The 23341-nt window shown below is 62.6% G+C and carries 23 protein-coding genes and 1 pseudogene; 3 read left to right on the top strand and 21 right to left on the bottom strand.

Annotated features, from left to right (window positions below; genetic code table 11):
* Positions 1 to 153: 153 nt before the first annotated feature.
* The 7 genes from CXY83_RS09280 to CXY83_RS09305 all read right to left on the bottom strand — a co-directional run bounded on the left by CXY83_RS09280 (position 154) and on the right by CXY83_RS09305 (position 6544).
* Complete coding sequence (locus CXY83_RS09280) at positions 154 to 3102, bottom strand: FtsK/SpoIIIE domain-containing protein (RefSeq protein ID WP_104197076.1); 2949 nt, start codon at positions 3100 to 3102, stop codon at positions 154 to 156.
* A 91-nt stretch (positions 3103 to 3193) separates the two neighbouring features.
* The gene (locus CXY83_RS09285; RefSeq protein ID WP_233200734.1) at positions 3194 to 3718 is read right to left on the bottom strand and encodes an FHA domain-containing protein; all 525 of its coding nucleotides are present in this window, start codon (positions 3716 to 3718) and stop codon (positions 3194 to 3196) included.
* A gap of 93 nt (positions 3719 to 3811) precedes the next feature.
* Positions 3812 to 4156, bottom strand: a complete 345-nt coding sequence (locus CXY83_RS09290) for a zinc ribbon domain-containing protein YjdM (RefSeq protein WP_104197078.1) — start codon at positions 4154 to 4156, stop codon at positions 3812 to 3814.
* Between the two features lie 36 nt (positions 4157 to 4192).
* Complete coding sequence (locus CXY83_RS09295) at positions 4193 to 4726, bottom strand: hypothetical protein (RefSeq protein WP_104197079.1); 534 nt, start codon at positions 4724 to 4726, stop codon at positions 4193 to 4195.
* A 162-nt stretch (positions 4727 to 4888) separates the two neighbouring features.
* Positions 4889 to 5692, bottom strand: a complete 804-nt coding sequence (locus CXY83_RS09300; RefSeq protein ID WP_338144902.1) for a protein phosphatase 2C domain-containing protein — start codon at positions 5690 to 5692, stop codon at positions 4889 to 4891.
* 143 nt (positions 5693 to 5835) lie between these two features.
* The gene (locus CXY83_RS18580; protein WP_369831143.1) at positions 5836 to 6000 is read right to left on the bottom strand and encodes an aldehyde dehydrogenase family protein; all 165 of its coding nucleotides are present in this window, start codon (positions 5998 to 6000) and stop codon (positions 5836 to 5838) included.
* Positions 5951 to 6544: an aldehyde dehydrogenase family protein gene (locus CXY83_RS09305; protein ID WP_369831144.1), complete on the bottom strand. Its 594-nt coding sequence runs from the start codon at positions 6542 to 6544 to the stop codon at positions 5951 to 5953. Before CXY83_RS09305 ends, CXY83_RS18580 begins: the two co-directional genes overlap by 50 nt.
* A gap of 185 nt (positions 6545 to 6729) precedes the next feature.
* Here CXY83_RS09305 and CXY83_RS09310 point away from each other — a divergent pair, with 185 nt between their 5' ends.
* Positions 6730 to 7212, top strand: a complete 483-nt coding sequence (locus tag CXY83_RS09310) for an Lrp/AsnC family transcriptional regulator (RefSeq protein ID WP_104197080.1) — start codon at positions 6730 to 6732, stop codon at positions 7210 to 7212.
* Between the two features lie 64 nt (positions 7213 to 7276).
* A pseudogene (locus CXY83_RS09315) lies at positions 7277 to 7644 on the top strand (aminotransferase class III-fold pyridoxal phosphate-dependent enzyme); the annotation flags it as partial.
* Positions 7645 to 7686: 42 nt separating this feature from the next.
* Here CXY83_RS09315 and CXY83_RS09320 read toward each other — a convergent pair.
* From CXY83_RS09320 to CXY83_RS09335, 4 genes are all read right to left on the bottom strand, one after another.
* Positions 7687 to 8979: a DUF4192 domain-containing protein gene (locus CXY83_RS09320; RefSeq protein ID WP_104197081.1), complete on the bottom strand. Its 1293-nt coding sequence runs from the start codon at positions 8977 to 8979 to the stop codon at positions 7687 to 7689.
* A 95-nt stretch (positions 8980 to 9074) separates the two neighbouring features.
* Complete coding sequence (locus CXY83_RS09325; RefSeq protein ID WP_104197082.1) at positions 9075 to 11039, bottom strand: ABC transporter ATP-binding protein; 1965 nt, start codon at positions 11037 to 11039, stop codon at positions 9075 to 9077.
* A complete protein-coding gene (locus tag CXY83_RS09330; protein ID WP_104197083.1) occupies positions 11036 to 12769 on the bottom strand; it encodes an ABC transporter ATP-binding protein in 1734 nt (577 codons plus the stop codon). The genes CXY83_RS09325 and CXY83_RS09330 overlap by 4 nt, the downstream gene beginning before the upstream one ends.
* Before the next feature lie 20 nt (positions 12770 to 12789).
* Positions 12790 to 13752 carry an aldo/keto reductase gene (locus tag CXY83_RS09335; RefSeq protein WP_104197161.1) on the bottom strand — a complete coding sequence of 321 codons (963 nt, stop codon included), beginning with the start codon at positions 13750 to 13752 and terminating at the stop codon, positions 12790 to 12792.
* A 113-nt stretch (positions 13753 to 13865) separates the two neighbouring features.
* Between CXY83_RS09335 and CXY83_RS09340 the strand changes: the two genes are divergently transcribed.
* Positions 13866 to 14393, top strand: a complete 528-nt coding sequence (locus CXY83_RS09340) for a methylated-DNA--[protein]-cysteine S-methyltransferase (RefSeq protein ID WP_104197084.1) — start codon at positions 13866 to 13868, stop codon at positions 14391 to 14393.
* Between the two features lie 22 nt (positions 14394 to 14415).
* Here CXY83_RS09340 and CXY83_RS09345 read toward each other — a convergent pair whose 3' ends face one another.
* The 10 genes from CXY83_RS09345 to atpB all read right to left on the bottom strand — a co-directional run bounded on the left by CXY83_RS09345 (position 14416) and on the right by atpB (position 23305).
* Positions 14416 to 15414 carry a malate dehydrogenase gene (locus CXY83_RS09345; protein ID WP_104197162.1) on the bottom strand — a complete coding sequence of 333 codons (999 nt, stop codon included), beginning with the start codon at positions 15412 to 15414 and terminating at the stop codon, positions 14416 to 14418.
* 41 nt (positions 15415 to 15455) lie between these two features.
* On the bottom strand, positions 15456 to 16283 hold the full coding sequence (locus tag CXY83_RS09350) for a YaaA family protein (protein ID WP_104197085.1): 828 nt from the start codon (positions 16281 to 16283) through the stop codon (positions 15456 to 15458).
* 16 nt (positions 16284 to 16299) lie between these two features.
* Positions 16300 to 16572, bottom strand: a complete 273-nt coding sequence (locus CXY83_RS09355) for a F0F1 ATP synthase subunit epsilon (RefSeq protein ID WP_104126471.1) — start codon at positions 16570 to 16572, stop codon at positions 16300 to 16302.
* Positions 16573 to 16574: 2 nt separating this feature from the next.
* On the bottom strand, positions 16575 to 18038 hold the full coding sequence (gene atpD / locus CXY83_RS09360; protein ID WP_104197086.1) for a F0F1 ATP synthase subunit beta: 1464 nt from the start codon (positions 18036 to 18038) through the stop codon (positions 16575 to 16577).
* A 33-nt stretch (positions 18039 to 18071) separates the two neighbouring features.
* Positions 18072 to 18974, bottom strand: coding sequence for a F0F1 ATP synthase subunit gamma (locus CXY83_RS09365; protein WP_104197087.1), 903 nt, complete (start codon positions 18972 to 18974; stop codon positions 18072 to 18074).
* An 82-nt stretch (positions 18975 to 19056) separates the two neighbouring features.
* Positions 19057 to 20694 carry a F0F1 ATP synthase subunit alpha gene (gene atpA, locus CXY83_RS09370; protein WP_104197163.1) on the bottom strand — a complete coding sequence of 546 codons (1638 nt, stop codon included), beginning with the start codon at positions 20692 to 20694 and terminating at the stop codon, positions 19057 to 19059.
* Between the two features lie 102 nt (positions 20695 to 20796).
* Entirely contained in the window at positions 20797 to 21612 is an 816-nt protein-coding gene (locus CXY83_RS09375; protein ID WP_104197088.1) for a F0F1 ATP synthase subunit delta, read from the bottom strand.
* A 3-nt stretch (positions 21613 to 21615) separates the two neighbouring features.
* Positions 21616 to 22194 (bottom strand): F0F1 ATP synthase subunit B, encoded by a 579-nt coding sequence (locus CXY83_RS09380; RefSeq protein WP_104197164.1) that lies wholly within the window; start codon positions 22192 to 22194, stop codon positions 21616 to 21618.
* A 29-nt stretch (positions 22195 to 22223) separates the two neighbouring features.
* Entirely contained in the window at positions 22224 to 22463 is a 240-nt protein-coding gene (gene atpE, locus CXY83_RS09385; protein ID WP_104197089.1) for an ATP synthase F0 subunit C, read from the bottom strand.
* Between the two features lie 53 nt (positions 22464 to 22516).
* On the bottom strand, positions 22517 to 23305 hold the full coding sequence (atpB, locus tag CXY83_RS09390; RefSeq protein WP_233200757.1) for a F0F1 ATP synthase subunit A: 789 nt from the start codon (positions 23303 to 23305) through the stop codon (positions 22517 to 22519).
* Positions 23306 to 23341 lie beyond the last annotated feature (36 nt).

Here is a 23341-nt window from a genome sequence, read left to right on the forward strand (position 1 = left end):
TTTCGCTGCACCGGAGATATGCACCATCACGACTACGACCACAATCAGGACGACGATGAACACGGCGGAGGCGAGTACGTTGAGGTCACGGACGTCGCTGAAGAGCGCCCAGTTGAACGAGCGGATGGTCTTGTCGGTGGCCGAGATTCTGACCTAGCCCGGCAACATCGCCCGGGTGACCTCTCCGTCGGAGTGCAAGACCCAGACCCGTCCACGTCCGGGTGCCAGCGGAGGCGGCAGCTCCCGGCGGTGGCTGAGGAGCCGAAAGTCCGACAGGCTGCAGCGGTCGAACACCAGGCTGGCCGCTTGCTCGCTCGAAGTCGAACCACGAAGCCGTGCCAGCAAAGTCCAGTGCGCCTGCCAGGTTTCGGCGTCACCGACGACAATCAGTCGAACAGCAGCATCCGCTTGGCCTACGGCGCCGGGGACCAGCAGAGCGGATGCCTCTGGTCCACTGGTTCCGGCAAGTTCCAGCACCGGAACACCCATGACATTACGCAGGCGGGTCGCCGTGCTCGTCGGCGATGATGACACGATCAGAAGCGGACCTTCAGCCGGTAGCGAATTGGGCACGACGACAGCAGGAACGATCAGGCCCGGAGTCGGCGCCAATAGCTGCACACGCAAGGAGCGCCACACTCCCCCGCCCGGCGGCAGCGACGCGATGTAACCGGCCGATTGTCCCCCGGCCGCGAGGTGGTCCTGCACGCTCGGCAGTTTCAGTAGCAGGGTGCTCTGGCACAGAGCGGCCAGCCCGGGAACCACGCTCGTGTGCCGTTGTACGGCGACCACGACATGCACGCCAGCGGCCGGTCCGTCCCGCAGCAGGCCGACGACCAGATCAACGGCTGCCAGCCGGTGGTCGGGCTGCCAGTGGGCGCAGACGGAATCAAAATCGTCGAACAGTACCAACCGGGGTGAAGCCGAAGTCTGCTGCCCGGTTTCCACACGAGCACTCAGACTCGCAAGCGCATCCCAAACGGACTCGATATCAGCTGTGAATAGGTGGGTCGCGACCCGATGTTCGGCCACCCGGGCGAGCGTGTGCAGCAGGGTGGATTTGCCCGAACCGGCCCCGCCGACCACCAACAAGTGCCCATCACTGTCGGGGTCGTAGGTGAACACGCAGTAGCGCTGGCGCTCGGGTTCATCCAGCAACCCGACCGGATACCCCGTCACCGGCGCCTTCTCCACTGTCGCCGCGTCCAGATCGAACTCGGTCACAATCGGCGGGAGCGCATCGAGCCATGGACGTCTTGGAACGTATCCGCACGACGCTGACAGTGGCGCCGCTACGATGCTCGCAATGTCGAGTTCGCCCGTTGTCGCGACTTGGCAGAGTACCGGTTCTCCGGCTTCCGTGGCGACCAAACACCGCCCGGGCTGATTCGGTGCCAGCCCGGCCGCGGCATCCGTGCCGATCACGGCCTGGCTGTCGGCCCGGTTGTTCACCCGCAGCGACAAACGCAGGCTGCAATTAGCCAGCAGCGCGTCGCGCACGATCCCGGCCGGCCGTTGGGTACACAGAATCAGGTGCACGCCGAGCGACCGTCCCCTGGCGGCAATGTCCACAAAGAGGGCGTGCAGCTCGGGAAACAGCCCGAGCATGGTCGCGAATTCATCGACGACGATGATCAGCCGGGGAAGCGGATGCTCCAGGCGTACGTCGGTCACGTCACGCGCCCCGGCCGCGCTCAGCGTGCGCTCCCGGTACCGTAATTCGGCACCGAGACTCGCGAGAGCCCGAGTGGCTGCGTTCGAGTCGAGGTCGGTAATGAGTCCGACGCAGTGCGGCAGTCGGGCAAGCGGTTGAAAGGCTGCGCCGCCCTTGAAATCAACCAGGAGAAAGTTCACCTGCCGCGGCGAGTAAGTCGCGGCCAGCGCGGCAACCCAGGTGGTCAGGAGCTCGCTCTTGCCGCTGCCGGTCGTTCCCCCGACCACAGCATGAGGTCCGGACTGCACCAGGTCAAGGTACGCCGGGCCGTCTCGGCCCACTCCGATCGGGCAGGCGAGGGTCGGTGGCGCCACCGACCGGTCGAACGATGCAGCATCGGTGACGTGCTCGAGCAGTTGCATGACCGGGACCATGTCCGGGATCACTCCCGTCGTGCTCACGAGGCCTGCTGACTTGGCCTGCCCAGCGAGTGACACCGCGAAATCGACAGCTTCGGCCCTGGCGAGAAGTTCCGGACAGAAATCCAGAGGCCGCGCACGATTCGGCGAGCGGATAATCTGCGCCCGTGCCGGGCCAAGCACGCGCACGACCGTTCCGCAGCCCGGCGGCAGGTCTTCGAGCCTCATCGCCAAGGCGAGCAGCAGCCGCCCGCGTTCTGGTTCACCACGGCGTGGATCGGTGGTGCTGGTCGTGGTGGCGCTGGTCGTGGTGGTGGTGCGCAGTAGGAGTGTGAACCGGCGCGGCGATGGCGCCACGTGCGGCAGCTGAACCACCCAGTCCCAATCGGTGGACATGGCATCGCTCGGGCCGGCGACCCCCAAATCGGTCGGCGGCACCGCGAAACAGACCTGCACACACACGGCGCGACCGAGCGCTGCTGCGAGCGGCATCGGCCCGACGATGCCGAGCCCCTGGGCCAGGTCGACGACGATGGGGGCACCGGTGACTGTTGCGGCCCACTCCCGCAGCTGCCGGTTATCGTTCGGTGCGCTCGCTCCGCCGAGTCGGATACCGCTCGGGGCCGAGCCGACGCCCAGCGAGACGAGCGTGCCATCCGTTTGTCGCCAACGCGCGGCCGCCGCACGCCCGAGCACAATATTTCTCGCCGAAGGCGTGTGCCGCCAGGCTTCGTCGCGCCAGCGGGTGTGACGTTCGGTGATCATCGAACAGAGCACCGTCACAGCCTCGCTGTGCGAGGCCGTCTCAGCCCGGCGGCGTTTGCGGCCCGAACGTTTCGAGTCGAACATGCTGGCTACCGCGATAATCGGGCTGAGAACGGCGAAAATCAATGCGAAGGCCGAGCCAGTGATCATCCAGATCAGTCCGGCGGCGACCAGCGGCGCCACTGTGGCGAGTAGGGGAAACCCCGCCGGCGGCAGAGCGGCCGGCGCGGGTGGCAGGGCGAGGGTTTCATCGACAGTTGACACCCTGCCAGCAGACCAGATTATCGGTCGAGAAACACTCGTGACGTGACTATCGGTGCACAATCAGCGTTCCAGTCAGCGGTGGAGGACGTCCTCACGCGACACTGAACGAGTGGTCGGCGATTTCGACCCGGCTACCGCGCGGCAGAACGTACCGTCGGCCCGGTTCGAGTGCCTCGGCCGTTTCGCCCGGGCGGCGAATCACGGTGCCGTTAGCCGAGACCCGGTCGCTGACCCAAAACTCGTCGTCATGCTGGCCGAACTCGAGGTGAGTCTTCGAGACCGAGCGGTCGGTATCCGCTACTTGAATGAGGTCATCAAAAATCTCGTCGGGTTGGGCCAGGGGTTTGCGCCCGATCAGGCCGGAGCCCCGCACGGAGACCACCTGACCGGTACTGAAGGTCAGTACGAAGGTCGCCCGGGTCGGCAGCACGGCGGCGGGGAGTGCGGGCGGTACTGCCGCTGGCGCGGTTGTCGGGGCGGTCACGACCGTGACGGCCCCCACTGGCGCCGGCACTTCTGCGGGAATCGGGACCGAGATGACGACGGTGGTGCGCGGCAGGCGAGCAATGATCGTCGTGTCGTTGGGGCGAGGGTCCGGACGCTTGCGCGACTCCACGGTAGCGGTGCGAGAGCTGCCGCATTCGCCACAGAACATGGCTCCGACCGGCAACCAGGCCCCGCAAATCTGACACGTCACCATCGGCCGGGCCTAGACCTTTTTGACCACGCTGGACTTGAGCTGGATGAATCCGAAACCATCGACCTTGCAGTCGATGTCATGGCCGTCGACCGGATCGACGACGCGAATATTGCGAACCTTGGTGCCGACCTTGATCGACAACGCCTGGCCCTTGACCTTGAGGTCCTTGATGATCGAAACGGTGTCCCCGTCGGTTAAAACGGTTCCGAAGGCGTCTTTGACCTGGACTTCCTGCTCTGCTTCGACCGGTTCGTTCGACCATTCGTGGGCGCAGAGCGGGCACACCAGTAAGGAACCCATCTCGTAGGCCAGGTCACTGGAACATTCAGGGCACGGGGGCAGGGTCTCGTTCATTCCTCCCATAATACGCGACCGCACTGCGCCGCCGGGCTACCGGCGGCGGGCCAGCACGCGCCAGAGTCGGCCCGCAATGACGGCCGCGGTGACCATAATGATCAGCGGAATGTAGGCGAGTAAAGAGGATGCTTCCCAGCCGATCCCGATTCCGCCGTCACGATTGAAAGCCGATACCGACAGTCCGAGAAAGTATGACTCGGCCGACTCTGTTCCGCTGTCCATTAGGGCTGACAGCATGCCGGCGGTGAAGGTGAAGGCCAGGGTCCACCAGAGCAGCAGCAGGCCCGTGAACCAGTAGATTGCCCGCACCCAGGACGGCCGGTTGCCGCGGCCATCCTCGGCGAAACTTCGGGCCAGGGCGCGCGGTGAGCCGAGCGAGTCGAGGGCGGCGTCGATGCCGCGGGCGGCGGCATCCACATCGATATTGTCACGGATCTCCCGCAGGATCGATCGGCGTTCGCGCGTCGTGACCAACTCTTCGAGGGCGAGGTCGAACCGAAACAGATAGGATTCGCGGCGACGCCAGACTGCAAACGTTGATCTGGCCTCGGTTGTTTGGGTGTTCATTTCTGTTCCTCTCCCGCTGGTTCTCGCTCGTCTGGTTCATCCGTGGGAATGGCGCCGAGACCCGTGTGCACGATCGCGATCAGGGACTGCCATCGCGCCGTAGTCGGTAATGCCTCATAGCTGTGAGTATTAGCCACTAGGTGCCAGCTACAAGGTGCCAGGTCAGGTGTTGGACGCCTCGTAGGGTTCGACGGCGAGCACGTCGATCACGATTGCGGTGACGTTGTCGCGACCACCGTTTTCCAGGGCGGCTGTGACCATCGCTGCGACGGCATCCGCTGCCAGCTTCTGTTCAAGCAGAAAATGACGAATTCCGTAGGAGGTGAGTTCTTTCGTGAGTCCGTCGGAACAGACCAGGATGCGCATGCCGGCCTGGATCGGCAGGATGCGATAGTCGGGAATGGGCGGTTCGTGAAAACCGACGGCGCGAGTGATGATGTTGCCGTGCGGGTGGACATCCGCCTCTTCGCGGGTGATGCGACCGGCATCGACGAGTTCCTGCACGACCGAATGGTCATTGGTGATTTGCTCGAGGACACCGCCGGTCAGCCGGTAGACCCGGGAATCGCCGATGTTATAGACGATCCAGCTAACGGCGTCCGAGACGAGTGCCAGCGCCACGCCGGTCACGGTCGTTCCGGTGCCCTGGTCGGTGACGCCGACACCCTGCGCCATGTCCTCCACGGCGAGAGCGAGCGCCCGATCGATCGAACCGGCCTCCGCCACGAGTGTTCCGGAAAGCTCGGCAAGCCTGGTCACTACGGCGGTACTTGCGACATCGCCGGCTGAATGGCCGCCCATGCCGTCGGCGACGGCGAACAGGGGCGGCGCGGCGAGGAGACTGTCCTCGTTGACCTCGCGGCGATGGCCGACATCGGTCAGGGCTGCCCACGCCAGCGTCAGCGTCGTGGCAACGCTGGGCAGTTCGACACGAAATTCGGTCGAACCTTGACCAATCTGGGTCACGGGTGGTGCCTTCCGAGTGTGGGTACGAATTCGTCCCCGCCGTTCCAACGTACGCCGAAGGACTTGGACCATAATAACGTCACCGCTCACGGCCATTGCACCGGCCAGTGCCCGATATAGCTCATCACGCGCTTGATCCGGGTTTAATCCTCGAACCCATACATCGACAGATCCTTGCCATACCCGGAGTGCTTGAAACCATCGTGCGGCATCTCGGCAATGATGGAAATATGCGAACTGATCCAGACGCAACCAAAGTCAAGGTGCTTGGCGAACCGCATCGCGCGGCCGTGGTCGCGGGTCCACATTATCGGTCTGCAAAAGCCCGCTTACGATGGTCGTTTCGTGAAAATAACAGGTACGGCCAATGCGACATCCGCCGAGTTCGAGCACGACGTGGTCGGGCAGCCGGTGTGCGAGGCCGGTTATCCGAGCAAGCTGGTGCGCGTTATTGACCGGTCCAAACAGAATGTCCGCCTCGCGAGGAGTCCCCGTGCGGGCGTTGTCCCGGGCATACGCGGCGAGCGCGGCGACGGCCATTCCCGCCCGCACCGAACCGGTGATCGACACCAGCTGCGGAGTTGTGTGATCGCCCATGGCGGCACCGGTCGGCTCGCGCCGGATGAATACGGTGTGGTCGGTCAAATTCTCGCCGGCCGCGCGACCCTCGAGGTTGCGGGCGGCACCGGCAAAGACCCGAATCTGGTCGACCGAGAGCAAAATCTTATCGTCAACCAGTGTGGAGCGAGGCTTGCCGGTGTCGAGCGACTCGGCGTCAGCGAATTCCTCGGCGCGCGCCTCGATCGCATCCGCGATGTGAAACAGCGCTAGCTGCCGCACGGCCGGCGTCATCTCGCCCTAAATTTCGCAAGCGGATGCTGCAGCTCGGTAGGCCGAGTCAGCACCGGCTGCATTCGATACCGGGCCACTGCCGTAGACCCTTTCGGTCGCGGGATCGACAAATGAAATCCGCAGTAGTTTGCTCCAGACACGACGGATTCGCTTGCCGAGAGTATTTAGACTGACAGAATCGATGCATGAATGAACAAAAGCGCGGTCAGCCACCCAAGCCGGCCCAGCTCGACGATGTGTCGAAAAAGATCATCGAACAGCTTCAAGCCGACGGTCGTCGGTCGTACGCGGAGATCGGCAAAGCCGTCGGCCTCAGCGAAGCGGCCGTGCGCCAACGGGTACAGAAACTCACCGACTCCGGTGTCATACAGGTGGTAGCCGTCACAGACCCGAAGCAGTTGGGTTTCTTCCGTCAGGCCATGATCGGCGTTCGCGCCTCGTCCGACACCCGCGTACTCGCCGAGCAGCTCGCCAAGATCGATGCCGTGGACTCCGTCGTGCTCACGGCTGGCACCTTTGACATTCTCGCCGAGGTCGTCTGCGAAGACGACGACCAACTGCTCGAACTACTCAACTCCAAGATCCGCAATCTCGAGGGAGTGCTCTCCACCGAGACGTTCGTGTATCTCAAAATCCATAAACAGTTATATAACTGGAGCACACGATAGAAACAATGGCTCCCACGACGCCCACAACGCCGAGCTGCAGCAGAAGGCCAAGGAGCACCTCTGCATGCACTTCTCGCGTCAGTCAGCAATGGAATCCGGCGCTGGAGTGCCCATCATCGTCAAGGGCCATGGACATCACATCTGGGATTCCCCGGGTAAGCAGTACATTGACGGCCTCAGTGGTCTGTTCACGTCAACGCGGACCATTGACGTAAGCGCCTGGCCGAAGTAGCTGCCAAGCAGGCCGAGGAACTCGGCATTCTTCCCGGTCTGGTCATTCGCTCACCCGAACGCGATCGAACTCACCGATCGGCTCGCCTCCTATGCTCCCGGCGATCTAGCCGCGTGTTCTCCCCCACCGGAGGCGGTAGAGCGGTCGAGACCGCGTTCAAGCGCGCCAAATATTACTGGAAACTGATGGGCAGCCTGACCAATGGAGGCGCCGAAGTACATGGAGCTGACGGCGAACAGGGTTCAGCGCCCGGCTGCACGCTCGTCGAAGTCTTCACCCCAGTTTTGATCAAAGTCATCGTCGAGTTCGTAGCTCTCGCTCTTTTCATCCTCGTCGTCATTATCGTTGTCATCGTCTTGCGGGACCGCGAACGCCCACTCCGGCAGGTGCCCCGAATCGAGCAGCAGTTTCAGCAGGATCGCCATGCTGTACTGCGACTCGATGGCAAGAGCTTGGTCCACGAAAAATCCGGCTACGGACCCGCGGCCCAGTGCCCACGACAGCCAAGCCAGCATGCAGAGCGGCGCCGGTCTGGCCGATCGAGGCGCCATGGCAACGACGACGCGGAGCAGGGTGATGGCGACACGGATCCGGTCGATGTCGGGCCGTTCACATTGCAGGCCGAGCATGATGTCGCCGGTGTGCTCGGCGGTCGGGTCACCGATGTCGATCTCCTCGGCTACGAGGTCGTCGAGGCTTCGCCCGGTCTCGTGCTGGAGCCGAGCGTACCGCCCGTTGATAGCGTGGGCGCGCACCCCTTCGTCGCGCCCAAAGGCGAACTGCACCATGATCTGATCGCGGTTGGGCGGGGACTGCACGAGCACAAGAAGCGCGGCGACGTTTTCCTCGGTGGGCGGATTCGGCCAGGTGAGTGCTTCCTCGGCGATCGCTACCGGGTCGAGTGCAACGCCGAGGGCGTCGAACAGTGGTGGAGAGTTCTCGGCGCGCGCAAGCAGGTGGCGGTACCGCCGGTAGATCCGGGCTAGGCGTTCCTGGGTCGCCGGGTGGACACCAACCGGATCCGCGCCGTTCTGTAGGGTGCCGAGCGGGCGTACGGTCTTGGTCCCCGCCCCCTCGTTCGCCGTCGTGTTCACCGGTGACTCGGCAATATCGTTCAGTGGATGCCCGCCAGCGGGGCATTTGGGATCGAGGTAACTTCCCCACGCATCCGCTGCCACGCACAGGGAATCACGCAGCAGAAAACCGCTCCATTCGAGTCGCCGGTTTAAAATCTCGGCAAACTGTTCGCGCGGGATACCAACGGCAGTGATAAAGGAATCATCGGTGTAGATGACCGGAACGACGGCGTCCACTCCGGGAATCTTGCACAGCATCCCGGCGAGGGTCGTCGCGATGCGCTTGTACACCTTGAGGGATGCGCCGTCGTCCGGCAGGTTGAAACGTAGCGCGCCGCAGGTGCGGTTGCCACGAAACGCGACGAGCACGGCGCTGGTCTCGGGAGCAAAACCGAGCAGCTGGGGAACGAGTGCCAGAAAGTCCTGGGCCTTCTGGGCTTTGACAATGGTGGGATGCATGCCGCCACTGTGCCAGCGCCGCCGGGCTCCGGATCAGCGCTAAAGGCGAATCTGGGTTTGATTCGCGCAGACGACCCGTTGGGGAGGAGGCGGCTTTAGACCTCGTCGGCAATAGGCGCCGCGAATTGTGCGGCATACAGCGCCTGATAGGCACCGTTTGCGGCGAGCAGCTGCATGTGGCTGCCCTGCTCCACGATCCGCCCCGATTCCATGACCAGAATCAGGTCGGCGTCGCGAATCGTCGACAGGCGATGGGCGATGACGAAGCTCGTGCGTTCGGCGCGCAGGGCACTCATCGCCTTTTGTACGAGAACTTCGGTGCGGGTGTCTACCGAGCTGGTCGCCTCATCGAGGATGAGCACGCTCGGCTGCGCCAGGAACGCGCGGGCGATAGTGAGCAACTGCATTTCGCCGGCGCTCACGTTACTGCCCTGGTCGTCCAGCACGGTGTTGTAACCGTCGGGCAGCGAGTGCACGAACCGGTCGACATAGGTCGCGGTGGCAGCCGCGAGAATATCCTGCTCCGTCGCATCCGGTCGACCATAGGCGATGTTGTCACGAATCGTACCGCCGAACAGCCAGGTGTCCTGCAGCACCATGCCCATGCGGCTGCGCAGGTCATGCCGGGTCATGGTGGCAACATCGACGCCGTCAAGCAGTATGCGTCCCGAGTGGATCTCATAGAACCGCATCATGAGGTTGACCAGCGTGGTCTTGCCTGCTCCGGTAGGACCGACGATCGCGATGGTCTGCCCGGGTTCGGCGACGAGGCTGAGTTCCTCGATCAGCGGCTTGTCCTCGGTGTACCGGAACGACACGTTTTCAAAGACCAGACGCCCGCGCACCTCGGTGGGTGCGTCGGCAGGGTCGGGGTCTTCGCTCTGCTCTGCGGCGTCGAGCAGGTCGAACACGCGTTCAGCGGATGCCACGCCCGACTGCAGCAGGTTCGCCATCGACCCGAGCTGCGCGAGCGGCTGAGTGAACTGGCGGGAGTATTGGATGAACGCCTGCACGTCGCCCAGTTGCATGGCACCGGAAGCGACCCGCAATCCGCCGACAACCGCGATAGCAACGTAGACGAGGTTGCCGATGAACGTCATGGCCGGCATGATCATGCCGCTGATGAACTGGGCGCCGAAGCTAGCCTCATAGAGTTCGTCATTCTTGGCCGTGAACCGGGCGTCGACCTCTTTCTGCCGGCCGAACACCTTGACCAGCGCATGGCCGGTGAACGTCTCCTCGATCTGACCGTTGAGTTCGCCGGTGTTCGTCCATTGAGCTACGAACAGTTTTTGGGAGCGCTTCGCGATGAACGCCGTGATCACGAGGGTGAGCGGCACCGTGACGAGTGCGATCAGAGCAAGCAGCGGCGAGAGGAGGAGCATCATCACTATCACGCCGATGACAGTGAGCAGACTGGTCACCACCTGACTCAGCGACTGTTGCAGGCTCTGCGAGATGTTGTCGACGTCGTTTGTCACTCGGCTGAGCAGCTCACCGCGCGGCTTCTTGTCGAAGTAGCTCAGCGGCAGACGGTTGATCTTCGCTTCGATCTCTTCACGCAACCGGTACACCGTGCGCTGCACCACGCCGTTGAGCACGTACGCCTGCATCCAGCTGAACACGCTCGACAGCACATACAGTGCGAGCGCCCAGAACAGCACGGTGGAGAGCATGGCAAAGTTGATTCCGCGCCCGGGAGTGAGCGTCATGCCGCTGAGCATGTCGGCTTGGGCGGTGTTGCCGGCTGCTCGCAGTCCCGCGATCACCTCGGCCTGGCTGCTGCCGCTCGGCAGATTCTTGGACACGACGCCGGAGAAGATCAGGTTGGTACCTTCGCCGAGCAGACGCGGGCCGAGCACGGCGAACGAGACACTGATAACGGCGAGCACGAGCACGATAAAGAGCCAGAGCCGCTCGGGACTCAGCTTGCCGAGTAGGCGTTTGCCCGACGCGGTGAAGTTCAACGATTTCTCGGCCGGCAGGCTCATGCCGCCAAACGGACCGCCGCCGCGCTGCGGACGCGGGGCCGGTTTGTCATCGGCGTGAGCCTCGCTCATGCTGCCTCCTCCGCGGTGAGCTGAGACGACACAATTTCCTGATACGTGGTGTTTGTGTCGAGGAGCTGCTCGTGAGTTCCCCGACCGACGATGCGGCCGTCTTCGAGCACCAGAATCTGGTCTGCATCGATGATGCTCGACACCCGCTGGGCGACGATGATCATGGTGGCGCCCGTGGTGCTCTGCTTGAGGGCGAGCCGGAGTCGGGCGTCGGTGGCGAGGTCGAGGGCCGAGAATGAGTCGTCGAAAATGTACAGCGCCGGCCGCTTTACGAGGGCGCGAGCGATTGCGAGGCGTTGGCGCTGACCACCCGACACGTTGGTGCCTCCCTGTGAAATCATGGCGTCGAGCCCGCCGTCCATTTCGGTGACGAAGTCGCGAGCCTGGGCGGTCGTGAGAGCCTGCCAGAGTTCCTCTTCGGTCGCATCCGGTTTGCCGTAGAGCAGGTTGCTGCGCACCGTTCCGGAGAACAGGTAGGGCTTTTGCGGCACGAGGCCGATCTGCCCCCAGAGCAGGTCGGGATTGAGCTCGCGTACGTTGATGCCGTCGACGAGTACAGAGCCGCTCGTGGCGTCGAACAAGCGCGGCAGCAGGTTGACCAGGGTGGTTTTGCCGCTGCCGGTGCTGCCGATGATCGCGGTGGTTTGGCCGTGGCGGGCGATGAAGCTGACGTTTTGCAGCACCGGCTGTTCGGCGCCCGGATAGGCAAATCCAACATCAAGCAGTTCGAGTTCGCCCTGACCGACCGTGGCATATACCGGCTCAGCCGGCGGAACAACGCTCGACTCGGTCGCGAGCACTTCACCGATGCGGTCCGCCGAGACGGCAGCGCGCGGAATCATGACGGCCATGAACGTGGCCATCATGACGGCCATGAGAATCTGCATGAGATAGCTGAGGAACGCGATCAACGTCCCCACCTGCATCGATCCGTCTTCGATGCGAAACGCGCCGAACCAAATCACGGCGACGCTGGAGACGTTGAGCACGAGCATGACGATGGGGAACATGAGCGCCATCAGCCGACCCGAACTCAGGGCGACGTCGGTCACGTCTTGGTTGGCCGTAGCGAACCGGGCGATCTCGACGTCTTCGCGTACGAACGCCCGCACCACCCGGATGCCGGTCAGTTGTTCCCTGAGTACCCGATTGACGGTGTCGATGCGTGTCTGCATCTTGCGAAACAGCGGCACCATCTTGACCACGATGAATCCGACGGCGATGAGCAGCATCGGCACGCTCACCGCGATGAGCCAGGACAGCTGCACGTCTTGACGGATCGCCATGATCACACCGCCGATGCTGAGGATGGGCGCCGAAACCAGCAGGGTGCAGGTAGTGAGAACGAGCATCTGCACCTGTTGCACGTCGTTGGTGGAGCGGGTGATGAGCGATGGGGCACCGAACCGGGTGACCTCCTGCTCGGAGAACTCGCCCACCCTGCTGAAGACATCCCCGCGCAGGTCGCGCCCGACCTTCATCGCCACTTTCGCACCAAAGTAGACTGCCACGATCGCGCACAGGATCTGCGCGAGGGTGATGAGCAACATCAGTGCACCAACACGCAGAATGTAGCCGGTGTCACCGGTTGCGACACCCTCATCGATGATGTCGGCGTTGAGGGTGGGCAGAAAGAGGGAGGCGATCGATTGGGCCAGTTGAAAGACGATCACCCCGAGCAGCGGCTGCCAGTACGGGCGCAGGTAACGCACGAGCAAGGACCGCAGCACGAATTTCTCCTAGGGTGAGGTCAGGCGAAAAGGTTGGAAATGTAGGCAACCTCGTCAGCCGACGGCTGCCAGGACGTCGCGGCATTCGCGTTTTGAACGATTTGCTCAGGCCTGGTAGCGCCGGCGATGACGCTGGTCAGTCCCGGCTGCGCCAGTAGCCACGCGAACGTCGCCGTCAGCATACTCACCCCGCGCTCATCACACCATTTCTGATACTGCTCGATCGTGTCCCACGGGGCATCGTCGGCGAGATGGCGTCTGATCATCATGATGCGGCTGTCGGCTGGCCCTCCCGTGCGCGAGAACTTGCCGGTGAACAGGCCGTTGTAGAGCGGGAAGAAGGGCAGAAACCCGAGACCGTAGGCGTTCACAGCCGGCAGAACCTCGTCTTCGACATCACGCACGAGCAGGCTGTATTCGTTCTGGCTCGAGATGAAGGCGGGGTGACCGTTCATCCGGGCGGTGAACTCGGCTTCGGCGATCTGCCATCCCGCTAGGTTGGAGTGACCGATATAACGAATCTTGCCCTCGGTAATGAGGTCGTGCAGGGTTGAAAGGGTCTCTTCGATCGGTGTTGACGGGTCGGGAACGTGCAGCTGGTAGAGGTCGATCCAGTCGGTCTGCAGTCGGCGGAGGGACGCCTCGACGGCCAAGCGGATGTACCGGCGTGAGCCCCGCGCGCCCCAGTCCGGACCGTTCGACCCACCCATGTCCATGCCGAATTTCGAGGCCAGCACGATTTGGTCGCGCTTGCCGCTCAGCGAGTGTCCCATGAGCGTTTCGCTCAATCCTCGCTCCGCACCGTAAATATCGGCGGTGTCGAAGAGCGTCACGCCTGCTTCGAAAGCGGCGTCGATCACCGCCGTCGTGCCTTCCTGACTCTTGGATGCGGTCCCGGCGCGACCGAAATTGTTGCACCCGAGCCCGATCGTCGAGACGGTCAGCCCGGAGGAGCCAAGTCTGCGATATTCAATTTGAGCCATCATTACAGAATAGGGGCGCAGCCATCTCCTGCACAGGTGCGCGTGCCGGGCACTTGTGCACCCCGGTCTGAACCTCGCATGGTTTCCGCCGAAGCGAGGGCTACAGTCGAATCATGGACAGCATCCCGGCGCACGTCGCCCAGCGCCCCACAACGGCAAACGCGCTCCTGCGCATCCCCAGCCCCGTCGGTCGGCTGGAACTCACCGCCGACGATGAAGGTATCCTCTCTCTTTCCATCGAAACCGACGGTCAACTACCGCTCGACGCGACCGCGGAGACGCCTTCTCCCGTGCTGCGACGGGCGGCCGAACAGCTCGACGAGTACTTCGCCGGAACGCGGCGGTCGTTCGATCTTCCCGTACACCTCACGCGCGGAACCGAATTTCAGCGCAGCGTATGGGCTCGGCTGACCAGCCTCAACTACGGCGATGTCATCTCCTACGGGGCGCTCGGCAGTGCCGTCGGCCGGCCGGGTTCGGCCCGCGCCATCGGCGGGGCTGTCGGCGCCAATCCGGTGCCGATCATCATCGGCTGTCACCGCGTACTCGCGACGAGCGGGCAGATCACCGGCTACAGCGCCGGGCAGGGCATCCCCACCAAAGCTTGGCTGCTCAACCACGAGGGCATCGCGCACCGGTAGCTGGCCAGCATGACCGTGAAACTCAGCGACGCCCCAATGGCAGCAGGCCGAGTGCCCGCACTGCATCTCGTTCCTCCACGAGTTCTGCAACAGATGCCGCGATTCGACTGCGCGAGAATTCGTTGAGCTGCAACCCGTTCACGATGCGCCAATTCCCGTCAACCGATCGCACCGGGAACGAGCACACCAAGCCAGGCGGAACATCGTAGGAGCCATCGGAAACGACCCCGGCACTGGTCCAGTCGACGCCGTGGCCGGTGACCCAGTCGCCCACATGATCGATGGCTGCATTGGCGGCGGAAGCCACCGAGGAGCCTCCCCGTACGGCAATAATCTCAGACCCACGCTGGGCGACTCGCGGGATGAAGGTCTGCGCCAGCCACTGCTCGTCGACGAGATCGCGAACCGCTCGGCCCTCTGCTGTGGCGTGGAAGATATCCGGGTATTGACTGGCCGAGTGGTTTCCCCACACGGTCAGCCCATGAATCGCCCCCACTGAGACGTCCAGGTGGCTGGCCAATTGCCCGACGGCCCGGTTGTGGTCAAGCCGGGTCATGGCAGTGAAGCGGTCACTCGGCACATCCGGCGCGTGAGCGGCGGCGATGAGGGCATTTGTATTGGCTGGATTGCCGACCACCAGCACGCGCACGTCATCGGCTGCGCCCGCGTTGATCGCTGCCCCCTGCGGTGCGAAAATGCGGCCGTTGGCCCCCAGAAGATCAGCACGTTCCATCCCCGGCCCACGCGGGCGAGATCCAACGAGCAGTGCGATATTCACCCCGTCGAATGCGACTGTGGGGTCATCGGTGACCGTCACACCGCGCAGCAGGCCGAAGGCACAGTCCTCGAGCTCGAGCGCAGTGCCCTCAGCTGCTTTCAACCCCTGGGGAATCTCCAGCAGGGTGAGACGGATCGGCGTCATCGGCCCCAGCAAAGCGCCAGCGGCAATGCGAAAGAGCAACGCATAACCGATCTGCCCGCCTGCCCCGGTGACGGTCACATTGACCGGTTGCCGCAGGATGGGAACATTGACCGCTGGGGGGAAGGTGCTGGCGTCTGTACTCACGCCCCCAGCCTAGCCCCGGTAAAGATCGTCGATGAGGCTGCGCGTCCCGGCGCAGCAAGCTGCTGCTCAACGACGAGCTCGAGTTCGCCGGGAGCTCCATGGCCGAGTCGGATTCCGACCGATTGCGCCCAGCGGATAAGTTCCTGCGCGCTCGTGAAATTGTGTTCGTGTTCGAGCAGAGCCCGGGTGAACTCGCCCTTCGACTTCTTATTGAAGTGGTTCAGGGCACGCTTCTGACCGTCTGCGCCATCGGCGACCACCCGCAGGTACAGTGAGTCCGCCCGCACGGGTCGGGCACCGAGGCCAACATAAGCCTGGGACCTCAGGTCGAGCAGAAGTCCTTCGGTCCGGCCGAGGAGGCGCTGAATATCGCTGCTCCAGTGCTGTTTGAGAGTGTGGTTGGCCAGAGTGACGCCCGGAACGCGCGAATCGTGGGACAGCCGGTAAGCCGGTATTGCATCAAGTGCAGCGAGCGGCCCGAGCAGCGCAGAGTGTACGACCAGGTGAGCGTGCGCGAACTCGCGCTGCGAGCCTGAGAGGGTGGCAGCATCCAGACCGTCGAAGAGCACCCCGGTATAGCGATCTATTACCGCCAGGGTCGGAGACGCAAGCAACTCACGGTTGCGGTCGATCTCGAACAGCTGTGTGCGGCCCAGTTTGAGGGCGGCGCTGGCAGCTTCGGGATACCGAGACAGCGCTACAAGCGCCTGCGCCAGCGCACGACGTTTCACGTTCAGGCTCGGGTAGGCCAGTTTTTCCCAGTCCAAGGGTACAGCTTCGCCGCCGGAGCGTTTCGTCTCCGACGGCGGAAGCAGTATCAGCACTGGTGTGTCAGACGGGCTATTTGGAACCCACGAGTTCAGCCTTGCGGGCCACGATGGTGATCGTGTCGTTGTCGACCGACAGGAATCCATCCTCAGCCTGGGCCAGAACCTTGGAGCCGTCTGGCAGAGTGAGACGCACGTCACCCGCGGCCAGGATCGCCAGCATCGGTTCGTGACCGGCCAGGATGCCTATTTCGCCCTCGACGGTCTTGGCGACAACCATGGTCACCTCGCCGGCCCACACCTGCTGGTCGGCCGAAACGACGCTGACGGACAGCGACTTCGCCATGCTTAGTCGTTCTCCTTCTGAATCTGAGCCCACTTCTCTTCGACGTCGTTGATGCCACCGACGTTGAAGAAAGCCTGCTCGGCCACGTGGTCGAAGTCACCGTTGGCAATTGCCGTGAACGACTCGATGGTGTCCTTGAGCGGAACCGTTGAGCCCTCTACACCGGTGAACTTCTTCGCCATGTAGGTGTTCTGCGACAGGAACTGCTCGATGCGGCGGGCACGGGAAACCGTGACCTTGTCTTCCTCGGAGAGTTCGTCGACACCGAGGATCGCGATGATTTCCTGGAGTTCTTTGTTCTTCTGCAGGATGGCCTTGACGCGAACGGCCGTGTTGTAGTGATCGGCACCCAAATAGCGGGGGTCGAGGATACGGCTGGTCGAGGTGAGCGGGTCAACGGCCGGGTACAGGCCCTTCGACGCGATCGCTCGGGACAGTTCGGTCGTGGCATCCAGGTGGGCGAAGGTGGTCGCCGGTGCCGGGTCGGTGTAGTCGTCGGCGGGAACGTAGATCGCCTGGAGGGAGGTGATCGAGTGGCCACGGGTCGACGTGATGCGCTCCTGCAGGATTCCCATCTCGTCAGCCAGGTTGGGCTGGTAGCCCACGGCCGAGGGCATACGGCCCAGCAGGGTCGACACCTCCGAACCAGCCTGCGTGAAACGGAAGATGTTGTCGATGAAGAGCAAGACGTCTTGCTTCTCCACGTCGCGGAAGTACTCAGCCATGGTGAGGGCGGAGAGGGCGACGCGCAGACGCGTTCCCGGCGGCTCGTCCATCTGGCCGAAGACTAGGGCGGTCTTGTCGAAGACGCCGGCTTCTTCCATCTCGGCGATGAGGTCGTTGCCCTCACGGGTACGCTCGCCAACTCCGGCGAACACCGATACTCCACCGTGGTCCTGCGCAACACGCTGGATCATTTCCTGGATGAGCACGGTCTTGCCGACTCCGGCACCACCGAACAGGCCGATCTTTCCACCGAGAACGTACGGCGTCAGAAGGTCAATGACCTTGATTCCGGTTTCGAACAGCTGAGTCTTGGACTCGAGCTGGTCGAAAGCCGGCGGCTTGCGGTGGATGGGCCAGCGCTCGGTGATTTCGATCTTCTCGCCGGGCTTGGCGTTGAGGACATCGCCGATAACGTTGAAGACCTTGCCCTTGGTGACGTTTCCAACCGGAACCGTGATGGGGCTGCCGGTGTCGCGTACTTCCTGCCCGCGGACGAGTCCGTCGGTCGGGTTGAGCGCGATAGCACGAACGAGGTCGTCACCGAGGTGCAGAGCGACCTCGAGCGTGATCTCGTTCGAGTCGTCACCGATGGTGATCGTGGTCTTCAGGGCGTTGTAGATGCCGGGGATCGAGTCATGCGGAAACTCGATGTCGACAACGGGGCCCGTGACGCGCGCGATGCGGCCAACCGAGCCGGCCGTGTCCTCCGCCCGGACTGGCGCGATTGCGGTGTCAGTCATTGCTCTCTCTTCTCTGCCCATGGGACATGTGAACTACTTCTTAGCGGATGAGAGCGCGTCGGCTCCACCCACGATCTCGGAAATCTGTTGGGTAATCTCGGACTGACGCGCATTGTTCGACAGGCGTGTGTAGTCCGTGATCAGCTTGTCGGCATTGTCGCTGGCCGACTTCATCGCCTTCTGGCGACTCGCGTGCTCCGACGCCGCCGACTGCAACATGGCGTTGAACAGACGACTCTCGATGTATACCGGGAGGAGGCCGTCTAGAACGGTTTCCACGTCAGGTTCGAACTCGTAAAGCGGAAGGACCTTGTTGTCGCCGGGCTCTTCCACCCCCTCAACGACCTCGAGGGGAAGCAGCCGAACGACCTCGGGCACCTGGGTGACCATGCTGACAAAACGGTTGTACACGATGTGAATCTCGTCGACGCCACCATCGGAATAGTCCGTAAGGAACGTTTCCAGAAGGGCTTCGCCGATTTCCTTGGCCGTTTCGAACTGCGGCTGGTCAGTTCCGCCCGTCCAGATTCGCTCCGAGGCGCGGTTTCGAAAGTTGAAATACGCGATGGCCTTTCGGCCCACCAGGAAATAGACAATTTCCTTACCCTGGCCGCGGAGCAGTTCACTCAACGATTCCGCTTCCCGCAGTACCTGCGAGCTGAAGGCACCGGCCAAGCCGCGGTCGGACGCAAAAATGACGACCGCTGCGCGCTGGATCTTCTCGGGCTCCGTTGTGAGTACGTGCTCGACGTTCGAGTACGTGGCCACTGCCGAAACGGCACGCGTCACCGCGCGCGAATACGGGGTTGACGCAGCTACTCGCGCCTGCGCTTTCTGGATGCGCGAGGCGGAGATCAGCTCCATGGCCCGAGTGATCTTCTTGGTCGTCTGGGCAGACTTGATCTTCTGCCGGTAGACCCGAAGTTGCGCTCCCATGTGTCTGCTTCCTTGTCTTTCAGTTTGTCGTCGTCAGTGTTACAGCATCGTCAGTGTTACTGCCTCGTCGAAATCGACGAAATTAGCGGCGGTGCTTGACGATCTTTTCCTGGTTGACGTCTTCAACGGCAATAGCCTCAAACTTTTCCTTGCCAACCGAGGCGAGCGGCTTGCCCTCACCGGTCTGGAATTCGAGTTTGAACTTGTCGACGCCGGCGGTGAGGGCGGTAACGGTCTCATCGGAGAGAACGTTGGTCTCGCGCAGGGTCTTCAGGATGTCCGTGCTGCGCCCGAGGAAGTCGAGCAGCTCGCGCTCGAAGCGCAACACGTCGGCAACGGGGACTTCATCGAGCTTGCCGTTGATGCCGGCCCAGATAGAGACGACCTGGTCTTCGACGGGGTACGGCGAGTACTGCGGCTGACGAAGCAGTTCGGTCAGGCGAGCTCCGCGGGCGAGCTGACGACGGCTGGCCGCGTCGAGGTCGGAGGCGAACATGGCGAACGCCTCGAGCGAACGGTACTGGGCCAGCTCAAGCTTGAGCGTGCCGGAAACCTTCTTGATCGACTTGACCTGCGCGTCGCCACCGACACGGGAGACCGAGATACCAACGTCGACAGCGGGCCGCTGGTTGGCGTTGAACAGGTCGGACTGCAGGAAGATCTGACCGTCCGTGATCGAAATCACGTTGGTCGGAATGTAAGCCGCAACGTCGTTGGCCTTGGTTTCAATGATCGGAAGACCGGTCATCGATCCGGCACCGAGCTCGTCGGAGAGCTTGGCACAACGCTCGAGCAGGCGGGAGTGCAGGTAAAACACGTCACCGGGGTACGCCTCGCGTCCCGGCGGGCGACGCAGCAGGAGCGATACGGCGCGGTACGCCTCGGCCTGCTTGGACAAGTCATCGAAGACGATGAGAACGTGCTTGCCGGCGTACATCCAGTGCTGGCCGATAGCCGAGCCGGTGTACGGGGCGAGGTACTTGAAGCCAGCCGGGTCAGACGCCGGAGCAGCGACGATGGTGGTGTACTCCATCGCTCCGGCATCCTCGAGGGCACCCTTCACCGAAGCGATGGTGGAGCCCTTCTGGCCGATGGCGACATAGATGCAACGAACCTGCTTGTTCGTGTCGCCGGATTCCCAGTTGGCTTTCTGGTTGATGATGGTGTCGATCGCGATCGCGGTCTTGCCGGTCTGGCGGTCACCGATGATCAGCTGACGCTGGCCGCGGCCGATCGGGATCATGGCGTCGATGGCCTTGATACCGGTCTGCATCGGCTCGTGAACCGACTTGCGGCTCATGACGCCGGGGGCCTGCAGTTCAAGGGCGCGACGGCCCTCAGTTGCAATGTCGCCGAGTCCGTCAATAGGCGCGCCAAGCGGGTCCACAACGCGGCCGAGGTAGCCGTCGCCAACGGGAACGGAGAGTACCTCACCAGTGCGGTGCACTTCCATGCCCTCAACGATGCCACCGAACTCGCCGAGTACGACGACGCCGATCTCATCCTCGTCGAGGTTCTGGGCCAGGCCCAGGGTGCCATCGGCGAATTTGATGAGCTCGTTCGCCATCACGCCAGGCAAGCCCTCAACGTGCGCGATGCCGTCGCCGGCCGTGGTGACGTAGCCAACCTCGGTCGTTGATGTCTTGTTGGGCTCGTAGGACTTGACGAAGTCCTGGAGAGCACCACGGATCTCATCGGGGCTGATCGTTAGTTCTGCCATCATCTTCCCTTTTCTGTACGGCTGTACAGGTTCTGTCTGTTCGAGGACGCTGCCGCCCTGAGTCATCTGGTACTGCTGGGTTTATGGTGTCACGGAAGTGACTCAGCGAGCGAGCTGGAGTCTCAAATCCGCCAAGCGGGTTGCAATGCTGCCGTCGATGACCAAATCACCGATTTGTACGCGCACTCCACCGACCAGTTCCGGGTCAACGACCTGGTTGGTGGTGAGTGCCCGTCCGTGACGCAACTGGAGGTTCTTCTGCAAGCGGGCGAGCTGGTCGGCTGTGAGAACACTGGCCGACGTGATCGTGGCGATCGACGTGCCAGACTCGTCCGCGACGACGGCTGCTGCATGTCTCAGCAGTTCGCCGATGCGGCGGCCGCGAGGCTGCTGCACCAGGTGACGAACAATGGCGAGCGTCTGACCAGAGACTTTGCCGGCCAGAAGTTTTTCAACCAGGGCCGCTTTGGCGTCGATCTTGCCCAGCTTGCTGGCCAGGGCCAACTCGAGCTCAGCGTCGGAGGACACCGTCTTACCGAAGGCGAATAGCTCCCCTTCGATCGACGTTTCGGCGGATGACGCTCCACCTGCCGAAACAGACAGTGCCAGTGCCCGCAAGCCCAGTTCTTCGATCCCGGCGAGCAAGTCGTCGTGGTTGGACCATCGTTCGGACACAGCGGCGGCGAGCAGGTCCAGCGCCCGAGGTGTCACGCTCGCGCCGAAAACGGCGCGCACGAGGGTGACCTTGGCCGCAGCATCCGCTGACGCATCGCCGAGTGCTGACAACAGCTGGGACGACGAACCGATTACGCGACCGGCACCGAACAGGCTTTCGCCCGTCGCCAGATCAGTCGTGCCGCCGGGAACGGACAGTGCCGCCCTCGACGTTGCGAGTGCTTCTCTGGTGGCGCTTCCCATGTGCTAAATCTTTCCAACTGTAGGAGCTGTTGCCTGAGACGGTACTTCGCTGGCTTCGAGTTCGGCCAGGAAGCGATCGACGATGGCACTGGCCTTCGCGTCGTCGGACAGGCTTTCGCCGATGACGCCCGAGGCGAGGTCAATGGCGAGGGTGCCGACCTCGCTGCGAAGGGACACGACGGCAGCCTGACGTTCGGCTTCGATCTGCGTCTTGGCACTGGCCGCGATGCGACCGGCTTCGGCAGCTGCCTGATCCTTGTGCTCAGCGACAATGCGCTGGCCGTCGGTACGGGCCTGGTCACGAATGGCACCGGCTTCAGCGCGAGCGTCAGCGAGCTGGGCCGTGTACTGCACGAGTGCAGCTTCGGCCTTGCGCTGGGCGTCGTCGGCCTTGGCGATGTTGCCCTCGATGGCTTCAGCACGATCGTCGAGAAGCTTTTGCATTTTGGGCAGCACAAGCTTCCAAAAGAAAAAGAAAATCACGACAAAGCAAACCGCCGACCAAATAATGTCGTACCACTCTGGGATGAGCGGGTTCTTAGCCACTTCTTCCGTAGCGGCTGCAATAACTGTGTGAAGCATCATGCCTCCTAATTAAGTAGTGAAGAGGATTAGACGCCGGTGAAGATGAAGTAAGTGGCGATGCCGATGAAGGCGAGCGCCTCGGTGAAGGCGATACCGATGTACATCAGCACCTGCAGGCGGCCGGCCAGTTCAGGCTGGCGAGCGACACCTTCGATGGTCTTGCCAACGACGATACCGATACCAATTGCCGGGCCGATGGCTGCGAGGCCATAACCGACGGTCGCGATGTTTCCGTTGATTTCCGCGAGAACGGTTGTTGCGTCCACGTATGTTTCCTTCCGTGATGGTGAATGCGGCGAGTGCCGGATTCCTAAAGTGTCTAGTGTTCCTCAGCCAGCGCGAGCTGGATGTAGACGGCGGTGAGTAGGGCAAAAATGTAAGCCTGAAGGAGCGCAATCAGCACTTCGAAGAGCGTGAACGCGAAGCCGAAGACGAGGGTGCCAGCGCCGAAGAGCTTGAACCCGCCATCGGCAGTGAAGAAGAAAAACTGGGTAGCGCTGAAGAACAGCACAAGCAGCAGGTGCCCGACGATCATGTTCATCATCAGTCGGAGCGTGAGGGTGAATGGCCGCACCAGGAACGTCGAGATGAATTCGATCGGCGTCACGATGATATAGAGCCCCACCGGCACTCCGGGCGGAAAGAGCGAGTTGCGGAAGAACTTCGCGGGGTTTTTCTTGACGCCGGCGTAGATGAACGTGGCGTAAGCGATGAGACCCAGAAGCAGCGGGACCCCGATCACCGAGGTGCCGGCGATGTTGAGGAATGGAATGATTCCCGTGAGGTTCATGAACAACACCATGAAGAAAATGGTGGTTAGAAGCGGCAGAAAACGTTTGCCGTCTTTCTTGCCCAGCAGGTCTTCGGCGATGTTAACACGAACGAAGTCGAGACCCATTTCGGCCAGGCTCTGGCCGCGGGTCGGGATGATCTTCATGCGACGAGTGCCGAGCCAGAAGACCAACATCAGTACTGCGACCGCAAGAAAGCGAATCAGGATGATGCGGTTGATCTCGAATGGAGTATCGGCGAAAAATATTACGTCGGGGAAGAACTCATTGATGGAGGGACCGTGGAATTCACCGTCGCCGGTAGCAGACGGGACCATCAGGTTTACGGCGATTTCTAGCAGCGCTTTCTCCTG

Source organism: Cryobacterium sp. M15, from assembly GCF_002929675.1.
Lineage (GTDB): Bacteria > Actinomycetota > Actinomycetes > Actinomycetales > Microbacteriaceae > Cryobacterium > Cryobacterium lyxosi.